The following is a 15751-nucleotide window of genomic DNA, read 5'->3' on the forward strand; positions in this document are numbered from 1 at the left end:
TGAGCGCTTATCGACGACAGAATGTTAACAAAAAAAACCTGCAGGATTTCCTGCAGGGCCCTTCTAATTCCTAGTAAAAGGATAGAAGGTAAAGGGAGAGGAGAAACCGGAGGAAGAACTTATGGGGAAACGTAAGTCTTCTCCGCGGTTGACAACAACACCTTCCTTTTTGGTGCTGTCACTTTTATTGTTCCCGTTTTCTTTCGATTTATACGTAAAGAATGGAAAGCATCTGCCATAAGAAACAATGAGAATGATGATGAAAACGCTTCCTAGTGGCGATGATGATCAAATTATGTTACCATGAGAAAGAATTTTTATAACAATGGTGAGTAAACATGCGAGTTATTTCTGGAATTTGTAAAGGAAAACAATTGAAAGCTGTTCCCGGAAAATCGACTCGACCGACTACCGATAAGGTAAAAGAAGCGATTTTTAATATGGTAGGACCATATTTTTCCGGAGGTATTGGTCTAGATTTGTTTGCAGGGAGCGGCGGGTTAGGCATAGAAGCCTTAAGTCGGGGATTCGAAAAAATGATTTTTGTCGATAAAGATTCAAAAGCGATTCAGACTATCCATGCCAATATCGACTTTTGTGGTTTCCGGGAACAAAGCGAAGTATATCGAAATGACTCTTTTCGAGCTTTGCAAGTTCTAAAGAAAAGGGGAATCCGATTTGATGGTGTGTTTTTGGATCCACCTTATAGAAAACAAAAATTGGAGGAGCTTTTGAGTATTTTTAATAATGGATACATAAAAGAAAATGGCTTTATCGTTTGTGAACACAGTAAAGAAGTCACGCTCCCTGCCCGATCAGGAAATCTTCGGCAATGGAAACATGAGACTTATGGAATCATTGGGGTCACCATTTATCGAATGACAGAGGACACAGAAGAAAAGGGGGATTAGAAATGACAAGGATTGCCGTATGTCCAGGGAGTTTTGATCCGATTACAAACGGTCATCTGGATATCATTCAAAGAGGAGCAAAAGTATTCGATAAGGTATATGTAGCGGTACTTCACAATTTTGCAAAAAAACCGTTGTTTACAGTGGAAGAGAGGATGGAATTGATCCGTAAAGTGACAAAACATATACCGAATGTGGAAATTGATTCTTTCCATGGTTTGCTTGTAGATTATGCCAAAAGCGTCAATGCCAATGTCATTCTAAGAGGCCTCCGAGCTGTTTCTGATTTTGAATATGAGATGCAAATCACCTCGATGAACAAATTTCTCGATGAAAATATTGAGACTTTTTTTATGATGACAAACAACCAATACTCCTTTTTGAGTTCCAGCATTATTAAAGAAGCAGCAGAATATAATGCTGAAATTTCGGCTCTTGTTCCAAAAGAGGTAGAGAAGGCGTTAAAGGAGAAATTCAAAAAATTGCACAACGGTCAAAAGTAGCGAACAAAACCAGCCATTGTGGAAGGGATATTCCTCCGTAATGGCTGGCTTTGCCTTAACGTATTCGTTCAGGAAAAGAACGGCGAGCGTAGAGAAATAAATAGACCACTAGTGCGCAAATGGTGATGAAGGGGCCGTTGTTTTCAAACCAGTGAAGCAAAGACATGGATTGACTTCCACTTCTGAAAACCGGAAGGGAATGAAGGGTTTCTCCATTTTTGAAAAAGTGCTCGTATAAAAGCGGCCAAAGCAAAAAAGCAATCGTCGAAGCATAAATGCCGTGAAGCAAACGAGCAAAGAAAAAGGGTTTAAAGCGTATATCCGTTTGCGCCAAGATGCTCGCCACTTGTGCTTGAACACTAAATCCGTTAAAGGCCAGAATAAAGCTGACAAGGACTGCTTGTTCAATCGTCGGTACGTGGGGGACTTGGCTGATCATTTGGCTGCCAAGCGTAATTTCAAACAATCCTGATATAAAAGGGATGCTTAAGCTTGCAGAAAGCCCGAACAGGGAAAAAATGGCTTGAACGATTTGACTGACAAAAGACGTAATATGTAGAAGGTACAATAGCTTATTGACGACGGAAAATAAAATAATAAATCCGCCGATCATCAAAAGAGTTTGAATGGATGACATAACGGAATCTCCCAATAGTTTTCCGATCGGTCTGTTTTCTTTTATTCTTGTTTCATGCAAGGCGTGAAACGCTGCTTTTAAGAGAGAGGTTTGCTTATTCTTTGTTCTTTTTTCTCTCCGGTCTTCTCCGTAAAATCTCATGGTTAAACCAACAAGAAAATTCCCGCAATAGTGAGAGAGAGCTAGAATGACGCCGAGATGGGGATTATAAAAAAATCCTACTGAAACGGCTCCAAAAATAAATAACGGGTTAGAAGAATTCGTGAAAGACACTAACCTTTCTGCTTCATTTCGAGTCAGCTGTCCTTCCTGGCGCAACCTGGCTGTCAGTTTTGCCCCTGCCGGAAATCCGGATGCAATTCCCATCGCCCAGACAAATCCACCGGCACCTGGTACGCGGAACAAAGGGCGCATTAATGGCTCTAGCAAGACACCGATAAATTTGACCACTCCAAAGCCGATCAACATTTCACATATGATAAAAAATGGAAGCAGGGAAGGAAATACTACCTCCCACCACATATTTAATCCTCTAATGGATGCTTCAAACGCCTCTTCTGGAAACATAATCAAAGAAAACGTAAAGATGGTCGCCATTAGCGCTAAAACAGCCGTTTTTAATTTGGAAGGGGTCAAGTTCTGTACCTCCTATCTGAAGTTTCGCTCTTAAATGGCAGGGAAAGGTAAAAAGATAGGGAAAAAGATGACTGCCGTGAAATTCTTGTCCTGATAATTCAATATACTCATACGTTTTTGAAATAGACCATATGATAACAAATGAGTTGAGCCGAAAAAGAAATACCGGAAATGTGGAAGCTGATAGAAAAGGAGGTCGGAGAAGTTTTGGCAAAACCTAAGATCGGTCTTGCTCTCGGATCCGGGGGAGCAAAGGGATTTGCCCACGTGGGGGTATTAAAAGCATTTCAAGAGGCTTCCGTTCCAATAGATATGATTGCAGGCAGCAGTATGGGTGCTCTTGTCGCGAGTTTTTATGGTGCGGGCCACAGTATGGAGCAATTAAGCAAGTTTTCCTTAGCGTTTCGGAAAAAGTTCTTTTTAGATTTTACTGTCCCTAAAATGGGATTGATTGCGGGCAATCGAATCAAAGACATGATTCGTTTATTGACTCATGGCAAAAATATTGAAGACTTAATGTTGCCCGTTGCGATTGTCGCCACGGATCTGAAGCAAGCAGAAAAAGTGGTATTCACGAAAGGTCCTGTAGCGGATGCCGTAAGGGCGAGCATTTCCATTCCCGGAATCTTTGTCCCAGAAAAATGGAACGGTAAACTATTGGTGGACGGTGGGGTGGTCGATCGTGTCCCTGTTTCGGTAGTAAAGGAAATGGGGGCGGATATTATCATCGGGGTTGATGTGTCGGGAGTGAAAAAAGGGACGGATATTTCGACGATTTATGACGTCATCATTCAGAGCATCGACATTTTACAGCTAGAAGCGATGGAAAATCGTACGGTAGAATCACATCTCATGATCAAACCACCAGTAGAAAAATTCAATTCGCGAAGTTTTACCAATATCCAAGAAATTATTCAAGCAGGTGAAAATGAAGCCCGCAAAAAGATTCCTGAAATTTTAACTATTATAGACGACTGGAAGGAGAACCATGAGGGTGAAACGAACTAAAAAGTCATACTTTTTTTTATTTATAACAGGATTATGTTTAGCTGCAGTGCTATTTTTCCCTCTTCCTTTTTATATTACGGAGCCGGGAATCGCCCATGAACTGGATTCGGTCATCAAGGTCGAAGGCGGGACAAAGGAAAAAGGAGAACTGATGCTGACTACAGTGAAGATTGTAAAAGCCACTCTTCCGACTTATTTGTTGGCTTCTATTCGCAAGTATGAAGACATTATCCCGGAAAAAGAATTGTTTGGCGATGAGGAAACAGATGAAGAATACAATGTCCGCCAACTATATGATATGAACAGCTCAAAAAATAATGCGATCATGGCCGCTTTCCATAAAATCAAACGGCCGTATCGTACTGACTTTAAAGGAGTGTATGTGTTGGATGTTTTTCCTGATATGCCCGCAGAAAAGGTATTAAAGCCAGGAGATAGGATTATTGCGGTAGACGGCAGGAATTTAGTTTCATCCTCGCAATTTATGAAATATGTCCAATCTAAACCACCGGGTACACAGTTGAAAGTCACTTTTGTTCGCAAAGAAAAACAAATCACAAAACCGATCAGTACAATGAAATTCCCTATGCAGAAACATAAAACTGGCATTGGAATAGGATTAATGGACGATATAAAAGTAACCACTCATCCTAAAGTGACGATCAACACGAAAAACATTGGCGGACCTTCTGCAGGACTCATGTTCAGTTTGGAAATCTATAATCAGTTAGTGAAACAAGATATTACAAAAGGATATAAAATTGCTGGTACAGGGACCATTTCTCCGGATGGAACCGTTGGTCGAATTGGAGGAATTGCTTATAAAGTAGTGGCCGCTGATAAAGCTGGAGCGGATATCTTTTTCGCTCCTAATGATCCAATCCCGAAAGAATGGAAGAAGAAGCACCCGGAAATACAAACGAATTATCAAGAAGCGGTAAAGGCGGCAAAAGATACGAAAACGAATATGAAAATTGTTCCCGTCAAAACGTTGGATGATGCCCTTGATTATTTGCAGAAACTAAAACCAAAGGAATGATGAGATACAAAAAAATGGAACGAGAACCGGGATGCCTCATCGTTTTGGATCAGGGCCAAAAACAAACCCTCCAAACGAAAGGAAACCTGTTTTTCATTCCATCTTCCGTTTGTCTCTTCATTTCTGGTGAAGATATAACCAATTAAGGGATGATGACCGGGGAAAAGAGAAGATCGCTGTTAAGCAGCGCTGAACGTTTGTTTGAAGGCAATCCTATTGCGAAAATATTAGTCGCTTTTATATCAGCTGTAAGCAGATTCCGATAAGCGGACGCCTTGGCGATCAATGGAATCTGTAATGTTTTTTTTACATTTCTTAAATATTCCCGCCCTTTTGATGTCATCCCTAGCACTCTGATATAGGAAGGATAGTCTGATTCAGCCGCCATCTGTTCTTTTGAAGCATGAGTTAAAATATGTACGCACATTCGTTGCAGGCGTGTCCATGTATATCGCTTTGTCTTAACGGATTCCATAAACTGTTGGAAAGAAGTGGATTGATGGGCCGCCTCGATCAGCCGATATTCAATTCCTTCTTCCACTTCGTAGATCGACTGCAGTTCTTCCGGCTTGGCAGAAAGCAATTGATATTGCAAATAGGACCAATACAATTCCCAATGATGGAGAACTCCGAAAGTGGAAAGATATTTTTTTAATTCGGTAAAGGTCGTGTTCGGAACATAGGGTTTTACACCGTCTAACCGAACACCATTTGGATGAAAAATAGAATGGCGAATCCCGGTAGCGCTTGCTATCGACTTGTTCGGTTGTTTATCGTGGTATCCTGCTCCTTGGCGAGAGATCGTATACGCTTTCATGTCCGGTGACAGTCGATTCTTTGCTTTGATGTATTGAAGGCCCAAAATATTATTGGGCTTGGACGTATCTAAAAGAGAAACGTCTTTTAAAACATTTTTCATGGCCAGTGATTGAGCCTTTGGGTAGCTTATGCCCGTTTTGATCCATTTTTGTACTTCGTTTTGAATCTGTTCATTTTGTTCTTCCAACAAGTTGGCCGTTTTTTCAAACGTTTTGATATCCCCTGATTCGCTTCCAAAACAAAAACTGTCCACACCGAGCTCGTGTAAAAGAGCAATGGCTCCGAAAGCAAAGGTTTCGGCCTTCTGAGTGGCAAAATAATAAGGGAGCTCCACGACAAGGTCAACTCCGGAATGCAGGGCCATTTTTGCCCTCGCCCATTTGGAAAGGAGTGCCGGTTCCCCTCTTTGCAAAAAATGGCCGCTCATCACGGCGATCAGCACTTCAGCGCCTGTTATTCGTTTCGTTTGCAAAATATGATGCAGGTGGCCGTTATGAAAAGGATTATATTCAACCACAATTCCAGCACTTTTCATGTTTTCTCATCCTTTGAAAGCAAATTGTTATTTTCATTCTAGCGGGGAAGGATGGATGGATCAACAAAAAGAAGATAATAGATGAAAAAGTGGTATACTAAGAATAGTTTTCTTTATCCTGTAAAGAAAAAAAGTTGACAATCATATAAGGGGAATATATAATTATTTCTGTTGCCTTGAGGTGATTTTTTTGAAGTGGTCCGTTGCACAATTACGAAAAAATCGTGATGACTTTATCATTGACGAGACGGTAGAGATACCGGAATTAAAACAAATGGATGAACAAATCCGCGATCTTTCCCCCGTACATATTACGGGAAGAGCTGATATAAGTTCTGAAAAAGTGACGTTTCATCTTCATGTCACGGGTCAATTTATTCTTCCGTGCGCTCGGACGTTGGTCGATGTACCGTACCCGTTTGCGATCGATTCAACCGAGATATACGTCTTGAAAGAATGGCCCGGACAGGATTGGGAAGATGAAGATGTCCATAAGGTTCAAGGGGATACGCTGGATTTGTTGCCTGTCATAAAGGAAATGTTATTGGCAGAAGTGCCATTGCAAGTGATTAGTGAAGATGCGAAGAAGAAAGAACTTCCATCAGGAAAAGATTGGAAGCTGTTGACGGAGGATCAACTTCTTCAAGAAGAAAGCGAAAAAATAGATCCACGTTTGGCAAAGCTGGCTGATCTTTTTGCTGATGACAAATAAACCGAGAAGAACCAGCTTATTCTGGCCTTCATAGATTATAGCTCTCTGTAAGGAGGTGGGAAAAATGGCAGTACCTTTTAGAAGAACATCTAAAACAAGAAAAAACAAACGTCGTACTCATTATAAATTGCAAGTACCAGGAATGGTAGAATGCCCAAACTGCGGTGAAATGAAACTTGCTCACCGTGTATGTCCATCATGCGGAACTTACAAAGGAAAAGAAGTTGTGAATAAATAATCTTCAAAAAACGCGAAGGAAGTTTATCCTTCGCGTTTTTTGCATGGCTGCAAAGAGAGCTCTATAATCCGTGTAATGACTGGTTCGCTTTCAACCAAAATGTTCTCAGTGATAAAGGTTTTGGAAGGATGTGGAATAAAACTCCTGACATCCTTTACTCTTTGACGTGTTCAGGGGGTGACTTAGCTTTTGAAATCATGCTAAATTACTTCCCGGTTGTTTAAACGAAAAACAAATTAAAAATGTGCAGGTCTTATCTTTTCAAAATAAAAAAGAAATTTGAACGTGAAACAGTCTATCACTTCTACTACCAACATATGTATTACTATAAAGCGGAACTACTACCGGCTTTTTACGAAGGAAAAACTTTTAGAGCCGGTTTTGCGGTTTTTAAGGCTCTATAAACTGATAGTGGGGGGATAGACTTGTCTGCAATGCGTCAAGATGCATGGACTCAAGATGAAGATGTTTTGTTGGCGGAGGTGGTATTGCGGCATATTCGTGACGGAAGCACGCAATTAAAGGCTTTTGAAGAAGTTGGAAAAAAGCTTTCCAGAACAGCCGCTGCTTGTGGCTTTCGGTGGAACTCTTATGTAAGGAAACAATATCAATCGGGAATCGAACTGGCCAAAAAACAACGAAAACAAGTAAAAAAAGAATTTTTGCATGAAAATGAGGCAGGCACCGATTCTTTAGAAAATTCTAATTTAAAAAGCAATGATACACAAACGGCTGACGAAATCATTGTTTATTTGACCGAAAAGCTAAAGAAGGCTGACCAATATGATCAGGTTGTAAAAGAAAAACAATTGCTAGGAAGGGAAATAGAGGCATTGACGGCGCAATTGAATGAAGAAAAAAAACAATTCGAACAGCTGAAAACAAAATATGATCAATTGGAAGAGGATTATCGTTCGCTTCTGTATATTATGGAAAGAGCAAGGAAATTAGCGGTAGATGAAAGAAATTAAACGTCGAAATGAAAAAAGGACGGATCAACCGGGAAACACTTGATCCGTCTTTCTTTTCATCAGCTTATTTTTTTTGTGCTGATGGAATCGGGTATCCAGACAAGGCGGGAAGAGTCTTCAGATAATGATTGGAACCCCATTTTGACCCAAAAATCTTGTGATTTTACACGAGGTCTTGTCACAATCGGCAAATTGAAATGTTTGGCATAGTCCACAAGCATTCGTCCATACCCTTTAAATTGGTATTGTGGAAGCACTTCTAATTTCCAAATTTCCAAATGCTTATCATATTCTTGAATGGCGCCATCCAAGTGGCCGTCTTTCACATATAAGCACATGCGTGCAACCAATTTGTCTCCAAAGTAGATTCCGTAAAAAGGAGAAGCCGCTGCGTCTTCTACTAAGGAATATTCCAATTCTTCCAGCATGGAAAGTTCTTGAAGCCCGTATTCTTTAAATTGAGTGAATTCCTCTAATGTTTTGAAATTTACTTTTAAGTTTTCCACTTTTATTGTCATAGGCGAAAACCCCCTTGTTTATTGAAGGATGATCCATCTATACAGGTGAAAAAAGCGATATGGGATATTTTGAGTTTATTTTCTTAATTTTATTATATATGATTCGATTGAAATATGTAAACGTTTTCTCATCTGCGATCCGGGATGGCCATCTCGCCAAGGAAAATGGTTATCAAAGAGTTGGCATTCTGATAAAATGTGTATGAAGTGAAGAAAAGATGATATTGGTTGATGAAATCAGACTTTGGAAAAGTTTTAAATGAACGAAATAAAAGAGCATGAAAGCAGAGAGGACTGCAGACAAGGGGAATGGATGATGAGCATAAAAAGTGAAATGAAAATTGGTGTCATCGGCGGCGGTTCTATCGGGTTATATTATGCTGCCAATCTATCAAAATGGTTTCCGGTAACCCTTTATACAAGAACATCCAGACAAAGCAAAGCCATTCAAGAAAATGGAATCACCTTAAGAGAAAATGGTCGTGAGAAAAGAGCGATCGTACGGGTCAAACAATTGACCGAGGCGGATTCGATTGACGAGGATCTCTTATTAGTTGCTGTGAAACAATATCATTTACAAGGGATGGTCCCGTTTTTCCAACAATTGTCCCCGGATGTCTCGTTATTGTTTTTGCAAAATGGGATGGGCCATCTTTTTCTTTTGGAACAGCTTCCTCAAAAAAATGTCTTTTTAGGAACCGTCGAACACGGTGTTTTGAAAGAAAAAGATACTATCGTCCAAGTAAGGGGAAGGGGAATAACCAATGTGTCGGTTTATCGGGGATCCCGGCAATTTCTTGAGCATTTCGTGTCGCAGACAAATGGGTCGTTCCCTTTCCAATTTCATCAAAATTATCAAAACATGATGATGGCAAAACTATTGGCTAATGCCATGATTAACCCGCTAACAGCTGTTTTGAAAGTTCCGAATGGAGAATTGATCAAAAATCCGTATTATCATCAGCTGTTAACGGCCATGTTTACGGAACTGGTGTCCGTGTTTCCAAAATATGAATCCGATGCCACATTCAACAAAGTGTTGGAAATTATTCAAAAGACGGCGGAAAACCGTTCATCTATGTTGACGGATTTAGAGAATGGGAGAAAAACAGAAATCGATGCCATTTTAGGATATGTGTTGAAGATAGCTGAACAAGAACAAATCAGCACTCCTATGATTCAAACCGTTTATTGGATGATAAAAGGGCTTGAGAATCATTTGGACCTCGATTAATGATTAAGGATCCTTTCCAAATTTGTCATAAACGTGGTATTTGAAAACGACATGCCTGAAGAAGGAGAGTACATATATATGAAACTGGAAAACATTCAAATTCCAGCGATCAACTTATTTGCTTCATCTTACTTAAAACAAGAAAAACCGGTTGTGGATTTTTTTCATTATCGTTTATCTGATCCTTATGTTTTTGAAAAAAGACTAAGAGAACTTGAAAACCGGACTTTTTTGCGATATGAATTAGCCGGTTGTCTGGAAAAATATATGGAAGATTTTTTACATATTCCCGCTGTTCAGCGATCCATTCACAAGTTGAAGCTCCCACATTCGGCGGTGGTTTTGGGCGGACAGCAAGCGGGGCTAATGACAGGCCCTCTTTATACCATTCATAAAATCATTTCGGTTATTCGCTTTGCCGGTCTGCAGGAGGAAAAGCTAGGCGTACCTATAGTGCCTGTTTTTTGGATTGCTGGAGAAGATCACGATTTCTTGGAAGTGAACCATCTTTATGTTCAAAAAGGAACGAAAATGGAAAAGTTCTCTTATACGGAAAGCGTTTTAGGAAAAAAGATGGTCTCTGATATCTCCTTTAATAAAGCATTGATGCAAAAGTGGGTCGAAGAGATTATACGGCAGTTCGGAGAGACAGAGCATACTAACGGTCTGCTTGACTTGCTTCGGGAAGCCATTGAATGTTCAGAAACCATTACTGATTTTTTTCGCTACCTGATCGCCCGATTATTTTGCCATTACGGTCTTTTACTGATCGATTCAGCGTTTGAGCCGTTGCGCAAACTGGAAATCCCTTATTTTCGAAATATGATCCTCGAAAATGAGAGTATTACGGAAAAAGTGTTAGAGCAGCAATCGATAATTCGTCAAGCTGGATTTTCCAATATGATCGAATTGAGTGAGGAAGCGGCAAACCTTTTTCTATACGAATGTGGAGAACGAATTTTGCTTGAATACAATAAAGAGAAAGAACGTTTTACAGGTAAAAATGGCGAAATCGAATTGGAAATTGAACATTTGCTTGATCGACTGAAAACAGCTCCGCAATGTTTTAGCAATAATGTGGTCACGAGACCGATCATGCAAGAACAGTTGTTTCCAACGCTGGCATTTATAGCGGGGCCTGGTGAAATCGCTTATTGGGCTGAATTAAAACAAGCTTTTGAGTTTCTGGATATGAAAGTGCCGCCAATCCTTCCGCGTCTGAATATCACTCTTTTGGAAAGAAGTGTGGCAAGAGATCTTGAAGTGCTGGGAATAGATGTCAAAACAGCTATAGAATCGGGCATTTCCAGCGAAAAGAATCAATATTGGGATACTGTTCGAGACGATACTTTCCACGATTTGATCGAGACGACGAAAGAGGATTTAATGAAGCATTATGAAAAAATAAAAGACAGAGCCCGCAAAATGAATTTAGGCCCCCTTTCTCTTATAGAAAAAAATCTTGAATTTCATTTTCGACAGCTGGATTATCTTAAGAAAAAAACCGACCAAAACCTTATGGTCAAACATCAAGCCATTCTCCAAAAGTACGATCGCATCGAAAACAGCCTTCATCCGAACGGCGGTCCTCAAGAAAGAGTGTGGAACCTCTTTTATTTTATGAACCAATACGGTGTTTCCTTTATTCACGATCTAATGGAATTGCCGTTCACGTTTGACGGCACCCATCAACTAGTCAAAATTTAGATGCTTACAACGACCGGCTTTGGCCGGTTTTTTCTATTTTAATGGATTGTATGGAGCGGCCAAAACTGTCGATTCTTCGGAATAAAGAAGCGCCGCGCTTTTGGTTGAAAAGCAAGCGAAACTTATTTAGAATGTCATTCCGTTTTCTTCATGAAGCGGAGAAGATAAGTGTGAAGTGAGTATAGTGAAACGAGTGAACGAGTTATTTTCATAGACAAGAATATAAAAAATCAAATTGGAGATTAAAATTTTTTTCAAAAAGAGGAAATCTTTAATGTTTAAAGAAATAATTAGATGTGGAGAAAAGTGGGGGAATGTGGTACAGTTAGGTTAGAAAGTGGGGGCTCAGTGATGTTCATGGGGGAATACCGGCATAGCATTGATGCAAAAGGAAGATTGATCATCCCCGCTAAATTCAGGGAAGACCTTGGTGAAACGTTTGTTTTGACCAGAGGATTGGATCAATGTTTGTTTGGCTATCCCCTTCAGGAATGGAAAATATTAGAAGAAAAATTAAAAGCATTGCCCCTTACAAAAAAAGACGCACGAAGCTTCACGAGATTTTTCTTTTCGGGAGCAACGGAATGCGAACTGGACAAACAAGGAAGAATCAATATTCCCTCGACTCTTCTGCAATACGCTCAATTGGAAAAGGAATGTGTAGTTTTGGGAGTTTCCAATCGAATTGAGATTTGGAGTAAACCGATTTGGGAAGACTATTTTGCAAAGTCGGAAGAGTCTTTTACAGAGATTGCTGAGAATATGATTGATTTTGATATTTAGATTCGATTGGATGGATGTAAATGAATTTTGTGCATGAAACAGTTTTATTAAAAGAGGCAGTGGACGGACTGAATGTACGGCCCGACGGTATTTATGTGGACTGCACACTTGGTGGTGGAGGACACAGCCAATATTTGGCATCGAAATTATCGAAACGAGGACGATTAATTGCATTCGATCAAGATGTCACGGCACTGCAATTTGCTAAAGAAAAATTGGCTGATTATCGAGATCAAATCACTTTTGTCAAAAGCAATTTCCGATTCATCAAACAAGAATTGGAATCGATTGGATGCTATAAAGTAGACGGAATTTTATATGATCTCGGGGTATCTTCTCCCCAGCTGGACACGCCGGAGCGGGGGTTCAGCTATCATCATGATGCTCCTCTTGATATGCGGATGGATCTCGATGGGGAACGAACGGCATATGAAATCGTCAATGAATGGCCATACGAAGATCTAGTCCGAATCTTTTTCCGATACGGGGAAGAAAAATTTTCCAAGCCAATCGCCCGAAAAATTGAAGAAGCACGAAAAAAAGCACCAATTGAGACGACTGGCCAGCTTGTGGAGCTAATTAAGGAAGCCATTCCGGCTCCTGCTCGAAGAAAAGGCGGACATCCTGCCAAACGGGTATTTCAAGCGATCAGAATTGCCGTCAATGATGAGCTATCCGCATTTGAACAGTCGTTGAATGATGCAATTGAATTATTGAATCCCGGAGGACGAATTAGTGTCATCACGTTTCATTCATTGGAGGACCGCATTTGCAAGCAAATATTTAAATCGCTAAGTTCAGCTCCGGATTTACCTCCGGGTTTGCCGATACTTCCGGAAGAATACAGACCAAAATTAAAAGTGATAACGAAAAAGCCTATTGTACCGAATGAAGCAGAAATCATGAACAACAACCGTGCCCGTTCGGCTAAGCTAAGAATCGCAGAAAAAATCTAAAATGAGTGGGGGAAAACGATGGCGAATGTAGCGCGAAAAGTACAAGTGTTCGAGGAACCGGAATTACGGAAACCGATAGCACCCAAGAAAGTACGCCGCCACAAAAGGTGGCTTACTCCGGGTGAAAAAGTGATGATCGTTGTTTTTGCATTGTTTTTTTGTGTGCTGTCCGTGAAAATTATTTCAACTGAAACAGCCATTTATCAAACGAATAAGGAAATCCAACAGATCGAAGCAAAAGTAAAAAATCAACAAAAAGTGAACAAGGATTTACAAATGCAAATCAGCGAAGACAGTACATATAAAAAAATTTGGGAAAAGGCAAGACAACAAGGGCTAAACTTGAATCAACAAAACATTAAGGTTGTGCAGTAACATGAATGGTAATCAAATAAACATCCGAAAAGGAGCAGCGATTTTATTTGTTTTTTTCGCTTTGCTCTTTTTTGTCTTATTTGTACGTTTTTTATACATAGAAATCACAGGAAAAGTAGACGGCCATGTATTGGCAAACGAAGCGTTAAGAAAGTATATGAAAACTGATACTTTGATCGCTCATCGCGGAAACATTTATGACCGAAATGGAGACGTGATTGCCGAGGATATGACCACTTATAAGCTTGCGGCTATTCTGGATAAAAGAGCGACAAGCGATCCGAAATATCCACATCATGTCACGAATCCCAAAAAAACCGCCCGAATTCTCGCCAAATATATTGATATGGATGAAAAAGAAATTTACAAGCGATTAACGAAAAAAGGAGTATTTCAAGTTGAATTTGGCAATGCAGGCCGTAACCTTTCCTACGATGTAAAAGAAAAAATCGAAAAGGAAAAATTGCCCGGGATCGTTTTTCTGCGAGATTCAACTCGATTCTATCCGAACGGCAAATTCGCTTCGCATTTAATCGGGTTTGCCAGAAAAGACGAAAATTCCGATCAAAGTATTGGACAATTAGGGATTGAAAAAGCTTATGACCGATTTTTGCGCGGCAGAAATGGAAAAATTCAATATGAGAGTGATTTATGGGGATATTTATTGCCGAATAAAAAAGAAATGGTGAAAGAACCGAAGAACGGAGATGATATTTATTTAACGATCGATTCTAAAATACAAGTATTTTTGGAAGATGCATTGAACACGGTAGAAAAAGAATACAAACCTTCTAAAATCCTAGCTGTTGTTGCAGATCCGAAAACCGGAAAAATATTAGCGATGGGTCAAAGACCTTCTTTCGATCCCGGTTCGCGGGAAGGTTTGTCCGATAACTGGCGCAATGAAATCGTGGAATCTGCTTATGAGCCAGGGTCGGTGATGAAAATTTTTACGCTTGCGGCCGCAGTAGAAGAAGGAGTATTTTCACCAAATGCCACCTATAAATCCGGAAGCTATAAAGTGGGAACAAGCGTCATACGTGATCATAACGGTGGCGTAGGTTGGGGAACCATTACTTATTTGGAAGGGGTTCAGCGATCTTCCAACGTGGCCTTTGTGCATTTGCTGGATATGATGGGATCGGATACGTTCCGAGAGTATTTGGATCGCTTCCGATTTGGAAAGAAAACAGGAATTGAACTCCCTGATGAAGCTTCCGGAAATATCTTATACCGGTATCCTGTGGAAAAGGCGACGACGGCCTTCGGTCAGGGGACGACCGTAACGGCATTACAGCTCGTTCAAGGAGCTACGGCTATCGCGAATAATGGGAAGATGATGAAACCATATGTGATTGATAAAATCGTGGATCCTAATACGAATAAAATCGTTATGCAAACAAAACCGAAAGAGGTAGGAAGACCAATCTCCTCCAACACGGCAAAAGAAGTTCGGGATATTTTGCGTACGGTTCTCACAGCGAAAAATGGAACTGGAAAAATTTATAATATCGATGGCTATGATGTGATAGGAAAAACTGGAACAGCTCAACTGCCCAACCCTAACGGCGGCGGCTATTTAAGCGGTGCCGAAAACTATCTTTTTTCTTTCTTAGGCATGGCACCAAAAAATGATCCGCAGCTGATCGTATATGTGGCGGTACAGCAGCCTCATCTCAAAAATGAGACGGGAGGAGTCCCGGTGGCCAAAATCTTTAATCCTGTCATGAAAAACAGTTTGCAGTATTTAAATATTAAACCGCAACGAAAGATTACAGCCAAAACGATAACCGTCGACGATTATACGGGAATGAAGGCGGAAGACGCGGTTCAAAAAGTGAAAGAGGCAGGATTGGAACCTGTATTGTTAGGGAAGGGGGACACTGTTCAAAGTCAGGATCCAGAAAAGTCCACAGACCTTCTCGAAGGAGAAAAAGTCATTTTGCGAATAGATGGGCCGCTGACGATTCCTGATTTGAAGGGGTGGTCATTGCGTGACGTGGCGAAAGTAGCGAAGCTGGCGGGCTTGAAGCTGAGTGTGAGCGGAAAAGGCTATGTGATCAAACAAAACATAAAGCCGAATGAAACCATTAAAAAAGGAACGGAGCTTGTCATCCATTTAACACGACCGGAAAATTACGTTAAACAGCAATAAAAAAGAGAGCAAAC

General features: G+C 40.4%; 16 protein-coding genes. 13 read left to right on the plus strand and 3 right to left on the minus strand.

Features of this window, described 5'->3' with window-relative positions:
- Positions 1-338: 338 nt before the first annotated feature.
- Both rsmD and coaD read left to right on the plus strand, forming a co-directional pair.
- On the plus strand, positions 339-911 hold the full coding sequence (gene rsmD / locus NST81_RS06825) for a 16S rRNA (guanine(966)-N(2))-methyltransferase RsmD (RefSeq protein ID WP_048623089.1): 573 nt from the start codon (positions 339-341) through the stop codon (positions 909-911).
- A gap of 2 nt (positions 912-913) precedes the next feature.
- Positions 914-1414 (plus strand): pantetheine-phosphate adenylyltransferase, encoded by a 501-nt coding sequence (coaD, locus tag NST81_RS06830; protein WP_003354460.1) that lies wholly within the window; start codon positions 914-916, stop codon positions 1412-1414.
- 55 nt (positions 1415-1469) lie between these two features.
- Here the strand turns inward: coaD and ylbJ are convergent, their stop codons facing one another.
- On the minus strand, positions 1470-2687 hold the full coding sequence (gene ylbJ, locus NST81_RS06835) for a sporulation integral membrane protein YlbJ (RefSeq protein WP_328201479.1): 1218 nt from the start codon (positions 2685-2687) through the stop codon (positions 1470-1472).
- A 171-nt stretch (positions 2688-2858) separates the two neighbouring features.
- Here ylbJ and NST81_RS06840 point away from each other — a divergent pair, with 171 nt between their 5' ends.
- A complete protein-coding gene (locus NST81_RS06840) occupies positions 2859-3695 on the plus strand; it encodes a patatin-like phospholipase family protein (RefSeq protein WP_187118558.1) in 837 nt (278 codons plus the stop codon).
- Positions 3676-4734 (plus strand): SepM family pheromone-processing serine protease, encoded by a 1059-nt coding sequence (locus NST81_RS06845; RefSeq protein ID WP_003354463.1) that lies wholly within the window; start codon positions 3676-3678, stop codon positions 4732-4734. The genes NST81_RS06840 and NST81_RS06845 overlap by 20 nt, the downstream gene beginning before the upstream one ends.
- Positions 4735-4876: 142 nt before the next feature.
- On the opposite strand, the gene NST81_RS06850 is transcribed toward NST81_RS06845, so the two are convergent.
- Positions 4877-6088, minus strand: a complete 1212-nt coding sequence (locus tag NST81_RS06850) for a nucleotidyltransferase (RefSeq protein ID WP_341029045.1) — start codon at positions 6086-6088, stop codon at positions 4877-4879.
- A 181-nt stretch (positions 6089-6269) separates the two neighbouring features.
- Here NST81_RS06850 and NST81_RS06855 point away from each other — a divergent pair, with 181 nt between their 5' ends.
- The 3 genes from NST81_RS06855 (at position 6270) to NST81_RS06865 (ending at position 8009) form a co-directional block, all read left to right on the plus strand.
- Entirely contained in the window at positions 6270-6800 is a 531-nt protein-coding gene (locus NST81_RS06855) for a YceD family protein (protein WP_327832439.1), read from the plus strand.
- A gap of 64 nt (positions 6801-6864) precedes the next feature.
- On the plus strand, positions 6865-7038 hold the full coding sequence (gene rpmF / locus NST81_RS06860; RefSeq protein ID WP_003354468.1) for a 50S ribosomal protein L32: 174 nt from the start codon (positions 6865-6867) through the stop codon (positions 7036-7038).
- 425 nt (positions 7039-7463) lie between these two features.
- Positions 7464-8009 carry an RsfA family transcriptional regulator gene (locus tag NST81_RS06865; protein ID WP_048623092.1) on the plus strand — a complete coding sequence of 182 codons (546 nt, stop codon included), beginning with the start codon at positions 7464-7466 and terminating at the stop codon, positions 8007-8009.
- A 59-nt stretch (positions 8010-8068) separates the two neighbouring features.
- Here NST81_RS06865 and NST81_RS06870 read toward each other — a convergent pair whose 3' ends face one another.
- Entirely contained in the window at positions 8069-8527 is a 459-nt protein-coding gene (locus NST81_RS06870) for an N-acetyltransferase (protein ID WP_048623093.1), read from the minus strand.
- Positions 8528-8843: 316 nt separating this feature from the next.
- On the opposite strand from NST81_RS06870, the gene NST81_RS06875 reads away from it, so the two are divergent.
- From NST81_RS06875 to NST81_RS06900, 6 genes are all read left to right on the plus strand, one after another.
- Positions 8844-9761, plus strand: coding sequence for a 2-dehydropantoate 2-reductase (locus NST81_RS06875; RefSeq protein ID WP_169799152.1), 918 nt, complete (start codon positions 8844-8846; stop codon positions 9759-9761).
- 78 nt (positions 9762-9839) lie between these two features.
- On the plus strand, positions 9840-11468 hold the full coding sequence (gene bshC / locus NST81_RS06880) for a bacillithiol biosynthesis cysteine-adding enzyme BshC (protein WP_048623095.1): 1629 nt from the start codon (positions 9840-9842) through the stop codon (positions 11466-11468).
- A 351-nt stretch (positions 11469-11819) separates the two neighbouring features.
- Complete coding sequence (gene mraZ, locus NST81_RS06885) at positions 11820-12251, plus strand: division/cell wall cluster transcriptional repressor MraZ (RefSeq protein WP_003354473.1); 432 nt, start codon at positions 11820-11822, stop codon at positions 12249-12251.
- A 20-nt stretch (positions 12252-12271) separates the two neighbouring features.
- Complete coding sequence (gene rsmH / locus NST81_RS06890) at positions 12272-13207, plus strand: 16S rRNA (cytosine(1402)-N(4))-methyltransferase RsmH (RefSeq protein WP_048623096.1); 936 nt, start codon at positions 12272-12274, stop codon at positions 13205-13207.
- Between the two features lie 18 nt (positions 13208-13225).
- Positions 13226-13582 carry a cell division protein FtsL gene (gene ftsL / locus NST81_RS06895; RefSeq protein ID WP_048623097.1) on the plus strand — a complete coding sequence of 119 codons (357 nt, stop codon included), beginning with the start codon at positions 13226-13228 and terminating at the stop codon, positions 13580-13582.
- Position 13583: 1 nt separating this feature from the next.
- Positions 13584-15737 (plus strand): penicillin-binding protein, encoded by a 2154-nt coding sequence (locus tag NST81_RS06900; RefSeq protein ID WP_048623098.1) that lies wholly within the window; start codon positions 13584-13586, stop codon positions 15735-15737.
- Positions 15738-15751: the final 14 nt, after the last annotated feature.

Origin of the sequence: Bacillus sp. FSL W8-0223 (assembly GCF_038006805.1) — a bacterium.
Lineage (GTDB): Bacteria > Bacillota > Bacilli > Bacillales > DSM-4216 > Bacillus_O > Bacillus_O smithii.

What these genes read in the sequence shown, in the direction of transcription:
- coaD (WP_003354460.1), top strand. Translation starts at nt 914, where the DNA reads ATGACAAGGATTGCCGTATGTCCAGGGAGTTTTGATCCGATTACAAAC.
- rsmH (WP_048623096.1), top strand. Translation starts at nt 12,272, where the DNA reads ATGAATTTTGTGCATGAAACAGTTTTATTAAAAGAGGCAGTGGACGGA.
- bshC (WP_048623095.1), top strand. Translation starts at nt 9,840, where the DNA reads ATGAAACTGGAAAACATTCAAATTCCAGCGATCAACTTATTTGCTTCA.
- NST81_RS06840 (WP_187118558.1), top strand. Translation starts at nt 2,859, where the DNA reads ATGTGGAAGCTGATAGAAAAGGAGGTCGGAGAAGTTTTGGCAAAACCT.
- rsmD (WP_048623089.1), top strand. Translation starts at nt 339, where the DNA reads ATGCGAGTTATTTCTGGAATTTGTAAAGGAAAACAATTGAAAGCTGTT.
- NST81_RS06870 (WP_048623093.1), bottom strand. Translation starts at nt 8,527, where the DNA reads ATGACAATAAAAGTGGAAAACTTAAAAGTAAATTTCAAAACATTAGAG.
- mraZ (WP_003354473.1), top strand. Translation starts at nt 11,820, where the DNA reads ATGTTCATGGGGGAATACCGGCATAGCATTGATGCAAAAGGAAGATTG.
- NST81_RS06850 (WP_341029045.1), bottom strand. Translation starts at nt 6,088, where the DNA reads ATGAAAAGTGCTGGAATTGTGGTTGAATATAATCCTTTTCATAACGGC.
- NST81_RS06845 (WP_003354463.1), top strand. Translation starts at nt 3,676, where the DNA reads ATGAGGGTGAAACGAACTAAAAAGTCATACTTTTTTTTATTTATAACA.
- NST81_RS06875 (WP_169799152.1), top strand. Translation starts at nt 8,844, where the DNA reads ATGAGCATAAAAAGTGAAATGAAAATTGGTGTCATCGGCGGCGGTTCT.
- NST81_RS06900 (WP_048623098.1), top strand. Translation starts at nt 13,584, where the DNA reads ATGAATGGTAATCAAATAAACATCCGAAAAGGAGCAGCGATTTTATTT.
- rpmF (WP_003354468.1), top strand. Translation starts at nt 6,865, where the DNA reads ATGGCAGTACCTTTTAGAAGAACATCTAAAACAAGAAAAAACAAACGT.
- ftsL (WP_048623097.1), top strand. Translation starts at nt 13,226, where the DNA reads ATGGCGAATGTAGCGCGAAAAGTACAAGTGTTCGAGGAACCGGAATTA.